This is a genomic window from Pseudomonas sp. 21615526 (assembly GCF_013386245.1).
Lineage (GTDB): Bacteria > Pseudomonadota > Gammaproteobacteria > Pseudomonadales > Pseudomonadaceae > Aquipseudomonas.
Window position 1 is genome coordinate 134,569 of record NZ_JACAOM010000033.1, and the last position, 12,109, is coordinate 146,677.

Annotated in this window: 11 protein-coding genes; 6 read left to right on the plus strand and 5 right to left on the minus strand. The window is 60.5% G+C overall.

Translation table 11 applies throughout. The annotated features are described in order from the left end of the window. Window positions 1-13 precede the first annotated feature (13 nt). A complete protein-coding gene (gene groL, locus HX786_RS12445; protein ID WP_003208597.1) occupies window positions 14-1,657 on the plus strand; it encodes a chaperonin GroEL in 1,644 nt (547 codons plus the stop codon). Between the two features lie 131 nt (window positions 1,658-1,788). Here groL and HX786_RS12450 read toward each other — a convergent pair whose 3' ends face one another. The 5 genes from HX786_RS12450 to HX786_RS12470 all read right to left on the minus strand — a co-directional run bounded on the left by HX786_RS12450 (window position 1,789) and on the right by HX786_RS12470 (window position 8,106). Beyond that, the gene (locus HX786_RS12450; RefSeq protein ID WP_178912146.1) at window positions 1,789-3,216 is read right to left on the minus strand and encodes a glycosyl hydrolase family 8; all 1,428 of its coding nucleotides are present in this window, start codon (window positions 3,214-3,216) and stop codon (window positions 1,789-1,791) included. 85 nt (window positions 3,217-3,301) lie between these two features. Beyond that, window positions 3,302-4,597: a HAMP domain-containing sensor histidine kinase gene (locus tag HX786_RS12455; RefSeq protein WP_177022732.1), complete on the minus strand. Its 1,296-nt coding sequence runs from the start codon at window positions 4,595-4,597 to the stop codon at window positions 3,302-3,304. Next, complete coding sequence (locus tag HX786_RS12460) at window positions 4,587-5,285, minus strand: response regulator transcription factor (protein WP_102369812.1); 699 nt, start codon at window positions 5,283-5,285, stop codon at window positions 4,587-4,589. The genes HX786_RS12455 and HX786_RS12460 overlap by 11 nt, the downstream gene beginning before the upstream one ends. 73 nt (window positions 5,286-5,358) lie before the next feature. Beyond that, window positions 5,359-6,102 (minus strand): phosphatase PAP2 family protein, encoded by a 744-nt coding sequence (locus HX786_RS12465; RefSeq protein WP_003208590.1) that lies wholly within the window; start codon window positions 6,100-6,102, stop codon window positions 5,359-5,361. A 54-nt stretch (window positions 6,103-6,156) separates the two neighbouring features. Further along, window positions 6,157-8,106 carry an LTA synthase family protein gene (locus HX786_RS12470; protein WP_178912147.1) on the minus strand — a complete coding sequence of 650 codons (1,950 nt, stop codon included), beginning with the start codon at window positions 8,104-8,106 and terminating at the stop codon, window positions 6,157-6,159. A 201-nt stretch (window positions 8,107-8,307) separates the two neighbouring features. Here HX786_RS12470 and colR point away from each other — a divergent pair, with 201 nt between their 5' ends. From colR to HX786_RS12495, 5 genes are all read left to right on the plus strand, one after another. Next, window positions 8,308-8,991 (plus strand): two-component system response regulator ColR, encoded by a 684-nt coding sequence (gene colR / locus HX786_RS12475; RefSeq protein ID WP_003208587.1) that lies wholly within the window; start codon window positions 8,308-8,310, stop codon window positions 8,989-8,991. Continuing rightward, window positions 8,981-10,261 (plus strand): HAMP domain-containing sensor histidine kinase, encoded by a 1,281-nt coding sequence (locus tag HX786_RS12480; RefSeq protein WP_008433601.1) that lies wholly within the window; start codon window positions 8,981-8,983, stop codon window positions 10,259-10,261. The genes colR and HX786_RS12480 overlap by 11 nt, the downstream gene beginning before the upstream one ends. A gap of 188 nt (window positions 10,262-10,449) precedes the next feature. Beyond that, window positions 10,450-11,130: a class I SAM-dependent methyltransferase gene (locus HX786_RS12485; protein WP_003208584.1), complete on the plus strand. Its 681-nt coding sequence runs from the start codon at window positions 10,450-10,452 to the stop codon at window positions 11,128-11,130. Between the two features lie 4 nt (window positions 11,131-11,134). Then, window positions 11,135-11,851, plus strand: a complete 717-nt coding sequence (locus HX786_RS12490; protein WP_023659223.1) for a lipopolysaccharide kinase InaA family protein — start codon at window positions 11,135-11,137, stop codon at window positions 11,849-11,851. After that, entirely contained in the window at window positions 11,851-12,081 is a 231-nt protein-coding gene (locus tag HX786_RS12495; protein ID WP_008433604.1) for a hypothetical protein, read from the plus strand. The genes HX786_RS12490 and HX786_RS12495 overlap by 1 nt, the downstream gene beginning before the upstream one ends. Window positions 12,082-12,109 lie beyond the last annotated feature (28 nt).

Here is a 12,109-nt window from a genome sequence, read left to right on the forward strand (position 1 = left end):
AGGAATATCGATCATGGCTGCTAAAGAAGTTAAATTCGGCGATTCCGCCCGTAAGAAAATGCTCGCCGGTGTGAACGTCCTGGCTGACGCAGTAAAAGCGACCCTGGGCCCTAAAGGCCGTAACGTGATCATCGAGAAGAGCTTCGGCGCTCCGACCATCACCAAGGACGGCGTTTCCGTCGCCAAAGAAATCGAGCTGAAAGATCGCTTCGAAAACATGGGCGCGCAGCTGGTCAAAGACGTTGCCTCCCGTGCCAACGATGACGCAGGCGACGGCACCACCACCGCGACCGTCCTGGCTCAGTCGATCGTCAACGAAGGCCTGAAAGCCGTCGCTGCCGGCATGAACCCGATGGACCTGAAACGCGGCATCGACAAGGCGACCATCGCCATTGTCAAAGAGCTGAAGTCCCTGTCCAAGCCATGCGCTGACACCAAGGCAATCGCTCAGGTCGGCACCATCTCGGCCAACTCCGACAGCTCCATCGGCGACATCATTGCCGAAGCCATGGAAAAAGTCGGTAAAGAAGGCGTGATCACCGTTGAAGAAGGCTCGGGCCTGGAAAACGAACTGTCGGTTGTTGAAGGCATGCAGTTCGACCGTGGCTACCTGTCCCCGTACTTCGTCAACAAGCCAGACACCATGACCGCCGAGCTCGACGGCCCGCTGATCCTGCTGGTTGACAAAAAGATCTCCAACATCCGTGAACTGCTGCCAGTTCTGGAAGCTGTTGCCAAGGCCGGTCGCCCACTGCTGATCGTTTCCGAAGACGTTGAAGGCGAAGCCCTGGCGACTCTGGTTGTGAACAACATGCGCGGTATCGTGAAAGTGGTTGCTGTCAAGGCACCTGGTTTCGGCGATCGTCGCAAGGCAATGCTGCAGGACATCGCTGTTTTGACTGGCGGTACCGTTATCTCCGAAGAGATCGGCCTGAGCCTGGAAAGCGCTACCCTGGAACACCTGGGTAATGCCAAGCGCGTCACCGTGACCAAGGAAAACACCACCGTGATCGACGGTGCTGGTGTTGAAGCTGACATCCAGGCACGTGTTACCCAGATCCGCGCTCAAGTGGCTGATACCACTTCCGACTACGACCGTGAAAAACTGCAAGAGCGTCTGGCCAAGCTGTCCGGCGGCGTTGCAGTGATCAAGGTTGGCGCGGGTTCCGAAGTTGAAATGAAAGAGAAGAAAGCCCGCGTTGAAGACGCCCTGCACGCTACCCGTGCAGCCGTTGAAGAAGGCGTGGTACCTGGCGGTGGCGTGGCACTGGTTCGCGCTCTGCAGGCTATCTCCGAGCTGAAAGGCGACAACGCTGACCAAGACGTCGGTATCGCTCTGCTGCGTCGCGCTGTTGAAGCACCTCTGCGCCAGATCGTTGCCAACTCCGGCGACGAGCCAAGCGTAGTGGTCGACAAGGTTAAGCAGGGTTCGGGTAACTTCGGTTACAACGCTGCTACCGGCGAATACGGCGACATGATCGAAATGGGCATCCTGGACCCGGCTAAAGTGACTCGTTCGGCTCTGCAAGCGGCTTCGTCGATTGCCAGCTTGATGATCACCACTGAAGCAATGATCGCCGAGATCAAAGAAGATGCTCCAGCTGGCGGCGGTATGCCAGACATGGGCGGTATGGGCGGCATGGGCGGCATGATGTAAGCCAGCCTTACCCCGATACTGAAAAACCCCGCCTGCAGCGATGCAGGCGGGGTTTTTTTATGCTGATCGTTCCCACGCTCTGCGTGGGAATGCCGCCAGGGACGCTCCGCGTCTCTCTTTACGCGCACGCCTCAGCTGACGCCGCGACGCCCCAGCAGTTTCTTGAACATGAAGCCGCGAGCCAGCATCAGGTGCGAGGCGGGCGGCAAAGATGCCACGGGTCCCGGTGCCGCAGAGCCGGATGACGGACGGACAGGCACGTGTGCGGTTTTTTTGAGGGGCGCCGGTTGGGGCCGCTCCCAATGGCCGGACATGACCACCATGCCCAGCAGTTTGAGGGTATTGCCGTAATAGTCATGGTCACGGATGGACCGGCGTTGCAGGTTGTCCCAAAGGTTATTGAGCCACAGCTGATTGTTGGGGCTGATCATTGCGCTGACCCCGAGCGCCGCCACAAAGGCTGGCTCATTCTGCGCTTCCTCGATCGCACTGCCGTCGATTCGGTAGCCACTGTTGAAGTTGCCCGGCTCATCGTGGGTGGTGGCGCGTGCCCAGCGGTTGAAGGTGGTCAAGGTGTACAGCGCACGCGGGTCACCGTACATCAGGTAATCCAGGCCGATGCGCCACGGGTAGCGGGCCGCGTTCCACGAATAGCTGCCGTCGTATGGGCCTTCCACCAGATCGGGCCGCGCCGGGGTGATCGAGGTGTCCAGGTGGCTGATGAAGTCCGGCACCAGCCCGCTGTTGGCGCTGTACCGTTGGGTAAAGTCACTGATGATCGAATAGGTCTTGTCGCGCACCGCCTGCCAGCGCTTGTCCCCGGTCATGGTGAAAAAGCTGTAGAGGTGCGACTGCATGAAGTCCGAGCTGCGGGTGGTGTACTCAAGCTCTGCGTCACCGTCGGTACCGGCCCAGTCGCCGAGCATCAGGTGCTGAGTCCTGGGGTGCACCTCGTGTTTCATGATCGCCGCCATCACCGTGTTGGCCTCGCTGCGATAGTCAATGGTGCCCTCGCTGCCCCATTTCTGATCCGCCAGCAGCAGGGCGTAGGCGATGTCCAGGTCGCCATCGGTGGCACTGACGTCACCACGGAAAGGGTCGGTGGAGTCGCCGCATCCCTCGGTCTGGTTCCAGGCCATCAGGCCGGGATCGGACGCTGCCGGGTGATCCTGGAAGTAGCGCACCATGCCGTCGAAAACTCGTTGGGCCTGGTCATCGTAGTCGGCCATCATCACGGCAAGCAGCATGCCGTAGCCATGGGCCTCGGACACGGTGATGGTGTTGGGCGCGGCGCCACCACCCACGGGTTTGTGGTCGGCGTTGACCTTGATGAAATACCGGCCGCTGCCGCATTCCCCCGACAGGTAAACCGCCTTCCAGTCCTTGTAGAACGTGACCAGTTGTTGATCCATGGTCGCCTGGGGCTGGCGATTGGGCAGGATGGTGCCGGGGTAGTAGGGCGCGTGGACATTCTGGGCCGCAACGCCGCCTGACCATGAACCGGCGGCCATGCACAGTGATAACAGCAGCGTGGGCAGATGCCGTCTAGGGTGACGCATGAGCTGACTCTCCAACCTGATCCAAAGGGCAAGGTCGCGAGGTTAGCGGCAGCGCGGATGTTCCACTGTCACAGGCTGTAACAGCCTAGGCCGGGCGCAGTGCGAGGGTCAGGGTCAGGCGTGCGCCGCCCAACGGGCTGCGGGTGATCGACAGCTCACCCCCGTGCCAATGGGTGGCGCGCTTGGCCAGTGCCAGGCCGAGGCCAAATCCGCTGGGCTCGTCGCCGCCCATGGCCAGGCGCACGAAGGGTTCGAAGATCTTTTCGCGGTTTTCCGGCAGCACGCCCGGGCCGTCATCATCCACATGCAGCACCAGGTGCTGGCCCTGGCACGCAGCGCTGACGTTCACCCGTTCGCGGGCGTAGTTAATGGCGTTGCTTAACAGGTTGCGCACGATCAGATGCAGCAGGGCGCGGTCGCCGATCAGTTCCAGGTCGGCCGGGTCGGTGTCCAGGGTCAGCAAGCGATGGTGCCCGTCCAGCAGGGCAAACTCCTGCTGCAGCCAGGCATGGAGATTGATTGGCTCATGCTGCAGGTCGCTGGGTGCATCGGCCAGCCGGGCAAAGGCGAGGCTGGCGCGAACCAGCGACTCCAGTTCTTCGATATCGGTGTGCAGGCGCTCTTGCAGGCGGGTGCGGGTGTCGGGGTCGGCGCTTTTACTCAGCAGTGCCAGGGCAAAACGCATCCGCGCCAGGGGTGTGCGCAGTTCGTGGGACACCGCCTGGGAAACCTCCCGGTGGCGTTCGCCCATCGAGCTGATGTCCAGCGCGTGCCGTTGCAAGGTCAGCAGCAGCGGCGCCCACTCCTGGCTCATCGCGGGCAGCAGCGTGTTGGGCGAGCGGGCGAGGGTAGCAATGCAGGCATTGAGGGCATCGAGGTCATGGGTGTATTTGCGCCGGGCACGCAGGGCAATCCAGAGAAACAGCAGTACCGGCAGGCCGGCGACACAGGCGGTCACCCAGTACACCGGATATTGCAGCAGGTCCTTCACTTCGGCGGTTCCCCACAAGGGGCCGAATTGAATCACCGTGTCATCGTCCAGCGGGAAGTAGGTGACGTCCTCATCACTGTTCTGCGCCGGCTGATGGTGGTCGAGCATCACAATAGCTTCAGGCGGCAGCTCGATATCATCCTTTTTCACCAGGCTCACCGGGTACTGAAAGCGTGCTTGCAGTGACTCGATGCGCGCCTCCCGTTGTTCGGCGGGCAAGGCCTTGAGTTGCTCGGCAACCAGATAACCCGGCCCGGCCATCAGCCGCAGAAAACTGTAGTCCCCGATAAACACCGAGGCGTTCGAGCACAACCACAACAGGTAAAAAGTGAGGGCGGCCCAGCTGGTGCCGGCCGCGATGGCCATCCACGGGCGGACTTTAGACAGCATGCTGGCTCCCGGTCGGGATTTCGACGAACAGGTATCCCTGCGCCGTGATGGTCTGGATGGTCACGGGGCACTCAAGACTCATCAGCTTTTTGCGCAAGCGCGACACCCGCATATCAATCGATCGGTTCAGCCCGTCGTACTCCAGGCCGCGCAGGCGCTGGAGCAGCTTTTCCCGGGTCAGCAATACGCCGCAATGGCGGGCAAAGATGGCGAGCAACTCGAATTCGGCCACCGAAAACTGCAAGGGCGCCTCGCCAAGCCAGGCGAAGTGGTTGTTCAGGTCCAGCCGAAAAGCGCCCCACTGGTAGTAACTGCGGGGGGCCTGGGGATGGCGGCGCAGCAGCGAGCGGATCCTTGCCAGCAACAGTTGCGGGTCGATTGGCTTGACCACGTAGTCGTCGGCCCCGGCGGCAAACCCCACCAATTGTTCGGCGTTCTCGTCCAGGGCCGTCATCATCAGGATCAGCCCAGGGTAGTGGTCGCGAATCTGTCGGCACAGGGTAAAACCGTCGATGCCCGGCAGCATCACATCGAGGATCAACAGTGCCGGCTGTTCATCCTGGATACGCTGGGCGGCGTGGTCGCCACGGTGTTCCACTGCGACGGTAAAGCCTTCGGCGCGCAGGAACTCGGCCGTCAGTGCCGCCAGGGGCAGGTCGTCTTCGATCAGCAACAGGGTATCGGACATGGCTCAGCAGGATCGTTGCCAAAAAGTGCGCAGAGTGTTGCGCCCTTGCCCCCGGCTAGGCAAGGGCTGTTCATCACGGCGTCACGGGCTGCTTGCGGAAGGCGGGCTGCGGTGTTTTCACCGGCCGGTACAGCAGGAAGTAATAGGCGCCCAAACAAATCAGCCAGCTGAAAATTGCCGTCCACACGTTGTGGGAAAGAAAGTGCGCCCCTTGCATCGTGCGGCTCACCGAAAGCACCGTGCCCAGGCCCAGCGCAAACAGGAACGCCGAGCGCGCCATCCGCGGTCGGCGATCCCTCAGGGCAAAAAACAACGCAAACAGCGCAAACCCGGTCGCCGCATGTCCGCCCGGCCAGCAACGGCCAGGCTTGTCGGTCGGCGGCCTGGGGCTCAGCAGTTCGCTGTACGTCTCCTGGCCGCCAAACTCCTTGACGCTCCACGGGCATTGCACCCCGGTCACCGTCTTCAACGGTGAAACGAACGAGGTGGCCAGTGCCAGCGACAGCACCAGGCAGCCCAGTTCTCGGCGATAGGGTTTGAGTCGCTCAAAGACAAAGGCCCCGGCAAACCCGGCGATTGCCAGCACCGAAAACACGATCACCATCTGCTTGGCGCGATCGTGAAGAATGTCCTCCAGAAAAAAACTGTGCCGGCCCACGAAGCCGCCTTCGGACGCGTCGTAAAACAGCCTGGCGATGTCCATGTCCAGCGACGTCAGCTCCAGCAGCAACATGGCCACCGCCAGAACGGCAGGCACACCGAGGCACAGCCAGAAGTTGAGGGGTTGGGATAACGGACGAACAGCGATTGCGTGCATGGCGAACTCAGACTCTAAAAAAAGCCCCGGTCAGACCTGGCCGGGGCATTTTGGTTAGCGTGTACTCACTTGGGGAACCTCGTCCTTGGGCACCCTCCAGCTCAGCAACTGTTGCTTGTAGCCATAACTGGCGCCCTGGTAGTAGGTGATGGCCCGCTGGATCAACGGGTCATCGCTGCCAACGCGGATTTCGTGGCTGTCGCCCAGGGCCTGGTCATGCCGACGCAAGCCTTGGCGCGGGCTGAGAATCGCCAGGTCCTTGCCGTCGAACAACCCCAGGTACTGGTAATTGCCGACCACTACCCGTGGCGGCAGCGGGTTGTCTTGCAGCAGGTTGCGGCCAAAGAACGTCGACTCGTAGCTCAGGTTCAGCAAGCCCAGCAGGGTCGGGGCGAGGTCGATCTGGCTGGCCAGCTTCGCGTTCTCGCCGGCGTCTACCAGCTTGGGTGCGTAGATGAACAGCGGGATCTGGTAGTTGACCATCGGCAGGTCTTCCTTGCCGGCGCTGCCCGCCGTGTGGTCGGCGACGAAGATAAAGATCGTGTTGTCGAACCAGGGTTTCTGGCGCGCCGCCTCCAGGAACTGGCCGATGGCATGGTCGGTGTACTTCACCGCGCCGTCGCGACCGTCACCGGATTTGATATCAATGCGGCCAGCCGGATAGGTATACGGACGGTGGTTGGAGGTGGTCATCAGTTGCAGCAGGAATGGTTGCTGCTTGGCGTAGTCGGCGTCCGCCAGTTTCAGCGTCTGTTTATAGAGGTCTTCGTCGGCCATGCCCCAGGCGTTTTTAAAGCTGATTTCGGATTCGGGCACGCTGCTCTGGTCGACCACGCGGTAACCGTTGCCGCTGAAAAACGCGTTCATGTTGTCGAAGTAGCCCCGGCCGCCGTAGACAAACACGCTGTCGTAGCCGATGGCGTTGAGCTGCTGGCCCAGGCTGCCGAAACCGCTTTCCCGGCCGATACGCTTGACGATGGAGCGCCCGGGCGTTGGCGGGATGGCCAGGGTGATAGCTTCCAGGCCGCGGTCGGTGCGGGTGCCGGTGGCGTAGAAGTTATTGAAGTACAGGCTCTGTTTGCGCAGCGCATCGAGGTTGGGCGTGAGGTTATTCGGGTCGCCGTTGCTGCCCATGTACTTGGCACTGAAGCTTTCGATGGTCACCAGCACGATGTTGGGTTTGCGCAGCGTGCCCGGGTTGGTAATGGCGCGACGGATATCCAGCGGATCCGTGCCGATAAACCTTGCGTTGGGCTCGCTGAGTTCGGCGCGCAACTGCTTGGCGACTACATCCGCCGGCAGGCTCTTGTAGAACTGGGTGTAGTCCAGTTCGTTGTTACGGAAAGCGGCGAAGAACTGATAGGGGCCGTTGCTGGCCAATTCGTTGTTGTAGGCGTTACCGCCCTGGCTGCGCGGGCTGTCCTGGTTGATCACTTGCAGGCTCAGGCCGGCCACCAGCAACAGGCCAAGGGCACTGAGCAGACGCTTGCGCATCGCAGGCAACGGCGCGTCCATGGCCGCGTTGAACGGTTTACGCAAGGCCACGCTCAAGACGATCGCCATCACGGCCAGCAGACTCAGCAGCTTGCCGATCGGATACGACTCCAGCAGGTTGTTCAGCACTTCCTTGGAGTAGACCAGGTAATCCACGGCAATAAAGTTGAAGCGCACGCCGAACTCGTCCCAGAACAGCCATTCGGCCACGCTGGTGAAAAGCATGGCGAACAGGCTGACGGTGAGTACCGCCTGCAGGAACCAGCGATGGCCGCGACGGCGCCACAAGCTTGGCGGGCACAGCAGCAAATACAGGCCCAGGGGCAGGGCGGCATAGGCGAGGAAGCCGAGGTCATAGAGCAGGCCCACGCCGAATACCGGCAGCAGGTTACCGCTCACTTCATCCAGATGGGTTACCAGCAGCACGCTGCGGGTCAGTAGAAAAACCACCAGCCAGGCACCGGTTACCAACAGCAAATAGCGCATTGGCGCTGTTTTGGGAAAACCCATGTCAATGTTCCTTATTTTCGATGGGCGCGATCTTCGCGCTGACACTGTAGTCAGGTTGTGAACCTATAGTGAAAAACTCGTTAAGTCTCGCAATCGGTTGAAAACAGTAATCGGCGCGGCCTTCAGGCCTAGCCGTGAGCCATACTTGGCCTTAAGCTGCGCGAGCCAACACGGCCGTTACCGCGTACGGAGACACTGCCCATGCGAATTTTATTGGTTGAAGACAACCGCGATATTCTGGCCAACCTGGCCGATTACCTGGGGCTGAAGGGCTACACCGTAGACTGTGCGCAGGACGGTTTGTCGGGCCTGCACCTGGCTGCCACCGAACATTACGACCTGATCGTGCTCGACATCATGCTGCCTGGCATTGATGGCTACACCCTGTGCAAACGCCTGCGTGAAGACGCGCGCCGGGACACGCCGGTGATCATGCTCACCGCCCGCGACCAGCTGGATGACCGGCTGCAGGGCTTCAAGTCCGGCGCCGATGACTACCTGCTCAAGCCGTTTGCGCTGTCGGAGCTGGCCGCGCGTATCGAAGCAGTGCTGCGTCGTGCCCAGGGCGGCGGGCGCCGTGCCTTGCAGGTGGGTGACCTGAACTACGACCTCGACACCCTGGAAGTCACCCGCGAAGGGCGCCTGCTCAAGCTCAACCCGGTCGGCCTGAAGCTGTTGGCGGTGCTGATGCAGAAAAGCCCGCATGTATTGCGCCGTGAGATTCTCGAAGAAGCCCTGTGGGGCGATGACTGCCCGGACAGCGACAGCCTGCGCAGCCATGTCCATCAACTGCGTCAGGTGATTGATAAACCCTTCGCCAAGCCGTTGCTGCAAACGGTGCACGGTGTGGGTTATCGCCTGGCCGAGGGTCGTGATGGAGTTTAAGCAAAGCCTTGCCCAACGGATCATCATCGCCTTCGCCTTGATGAGCGCGTTGGTGGCGGGGGCCTTCGCCATGGGCATCGTCGCAACGGTGCACCTGGTGGAAGAAAAACTCATTTCGGCAGGCCTGGGCGGTGACTTGCAACGCCTGTTGCTGATGGACAGCGTCGAGGACTGGAGCCATCGCCCCGAGCCCGACCAGTTGTTCTACTTCAGCGGCGGCCCCGGCGATTTCGAACTGCCCAAGGACTTGCGCCACCTCGACGCCGGTTTTCACGAGGTGTTCCGCGAACAGCTTTCCTACCACGCAATGGTCGAAATCGTTGACGGTCGCCGTTATGTCCTGCTGCAAGACCAGAGCGATTTTGAAGAACGCGAGCGCGTGCTGTTTGCTGTCGTGCTGGTGGGGTTTGTACTCAGCCTGGCGCTGGCGGTATTTCTCGGTTGGGTACTGGCGCGCAAGGTAATGGCGCCAGTCGTACGCCTGGCCCGCCAGGTGCGGCACCGCGACCAGTTACTTGGCCTGGCACCCCCGCTGGCGCCGGATTACGCCGCGGATGAAGTCGGCGAATTGGCCGTGGCCTTCGACGCCACCCTGGGCCGTTTGCGCCAGGCATTGTCCCGGGAGCAACTGTTTACCAGTGACGTGAGCCACGAATTGCGCACCCCGCTGATGGTGCTCGCCAGTTCCTGCGAACTGTTGCTGGAGAACCCCGCGATTGACCAGCGCGGCCGCAAGCAGGTCGAGCGCATTGCGCGGGCCTGTGAAGAAATGCGCGAACTGGTGCAGACCTTCCTGATGCTGGCCCGTGCCCAGCGCGAGGAGGCCGGCATGTCGCCCCAGGCCAATCTTGCCCAGGTGGCCGAGGACCTGCTGGGGATCTGGCGTGAGCCGATCGAGCGCAAAGGCCTTGAGCTGATCTATCAACCGGGCAATCCACTGGATACCCGCTACAACGCGACCTTCCTGCACGCGGTCATGGGCAACCTGTTGCGTAATGCCCTGCACTACACCGAGCATGGCTTGATCCGCCTTACCCTGGAACCGAGCGGTTTTGTGGTGGAAGACACTGGCGTGGGCATTCCCGAGGACAAGCGCGAAGCGATGTTCGAACCGTTTGTGCGTGGCAGTGAAAAGCGCGGTGAAGGCCTCGGCCTGGGTTTGTCCTTGGTTCAGCGCATCTGCGAGAACCAGGGTTGGAGCGTCAGCCTCAGCACCATGGAGCCCAACGGCTGCCGCTTTCACGTCGAATTGAGTCAGGTCAAAGCCTGATGCCTGCCCTGCCGCTAAGCTGCGGCAGACTTCCTGATTTTCGCCGAAGATGGCATCATGCCACGACTTGTGTCTGCAAAGTTTTGTAATGTATACGATTCGACAGGACAAGTTTTTCACAACGTGTTGACCTGTTGATCACAGGATTCTTTTTAAGGTTGTAGGCATCAGTAACTGGAGACCCGGTGATGCCTACCCCGATCAAGCTCGAATTTTCCGAAAAGTACGACGATCAGCACGCGCAGAATTATTTACTCAAACATCAGGACAATCTGGCTCGCCGGTTGTCCCACAAACGCGACGAGCAATTGGCCCGTGGTGCGCTGGCCATGGCCGGTGAGCCTGGCCTGGTGCTGGACCTGCCATGTGGTGCCGGGCGTTTCTGGCCGTTGCTGGCAGAAAAGCCCAACCGCGTGATCATCGGCGCCGACAACTCCGCGTCGATGTTGAAGATTGCCACCGTCGCCCAACCGGCGGATGTGGTGAAACGGGTACGCCCCTTGCAAACGTCTGCCTTTGATATCGATTTGCCAGATAATGCGGTCGACAGTATTTTCTGCATGCGCTTGATGCACCACATTGGTGACCCCGAGCACAGGCTGGCAATACTGCGCGAATTTCAGCGTGTTACCCGTGACAGCGTGATTATCTCGCTGTGGGTGGACGGCAACTTCAAGGCGTGGAAACGCAAGCGTGCCGAAGTGCGCCGTCGCAAAAAAGGTGAGCAGGAAGGTTACCAAAATCGGTTCGTGTTACCGGCTGCTACTGTTGAGGCAGAGTTTGAGCAAGCCGGTTTCCGTGTTCAGGAATCCCTGGACTTCATACCGCTCTACGCCATGTGGCGAGTGTATGTATTGCGCAAGAGGTAACAGGATGGCTGTCGAGTGTTTACCAGGTAGTGAAGTAGCTCCCGAGGAGCGATTTGATTATTTCTGGCGCCAGCAGGGCGAGTGGGTCGAAGAGCCCAATCGTCGTCGCGGCGGTGAAAGTGGTGTGCAACGGGTAACGGGCACCAATGGGCGTTTGCTCTACAGCAAGCGCCAGACCGGTCATATCTACCGTAGTTGGCTCCATCCGTTTGGGCGCCCCACTGTGTTGCGTGAGCGTGACGCCCTGAAGGGCCTGCGCTTGCTGGATGTACGCGTGCCGGAGTTGGTGTTCTGCGAGGCCCGTCGCGATCCTGAGCACCAATGGAAGGCGTTGTTGGTGACGGCGTCGCTGGACGGTTTCGACGAGATCGAAAACTGGTACGCCGCCGGTGGTCGTGAGCAGTATGGCGAGTTGGTGCATGAGCGTTTGCTCAAGGAACTGGCTGGTACGTTGGCGCGGATGCACAAGGGGCGTTGGCAGCATGGTTGCCTGTATATCAAGCATATCTTTGTGCGGGTGACGGGTGAGGGTGACGCGGCGAAGGTTGAGGTGGCGTTGCTGGATTTCGAGAAGTGCCGGCAGCGCTTGACCGCTTTGCGGGCGGCCCGGCATGACATGTTGCAGTTGCGCCGCCATTCGTCGTGGAATGCTACGGACTGGCAAAAACTGAGCTACTTTTACGAGACGGCGTTTGGCAGCGCTATCAAGGGTTTAACGTAATGAAGCTAGAAATTGCACGAGGTTTGTTTCTGTTGGGGGCGTTGGGCATAGCTGCCCTGGCCCTGGCTGCCTGGGAGCAGCCCCGGACACAAGTTCTCAGTGCGGTGCAGGGTGTCGGGCAGCAATGCCCGATGCCGCGGATCGCCAAGGTCGGTGTCGCGGCCAAGCCTGATCATGAGTTGTTGTTGTTCATGTTTGGGATGTCCCAAGGGATGAGGCCACAGAGTTGAAGAGATTGAAGCCCAAATAAAAGGCCTC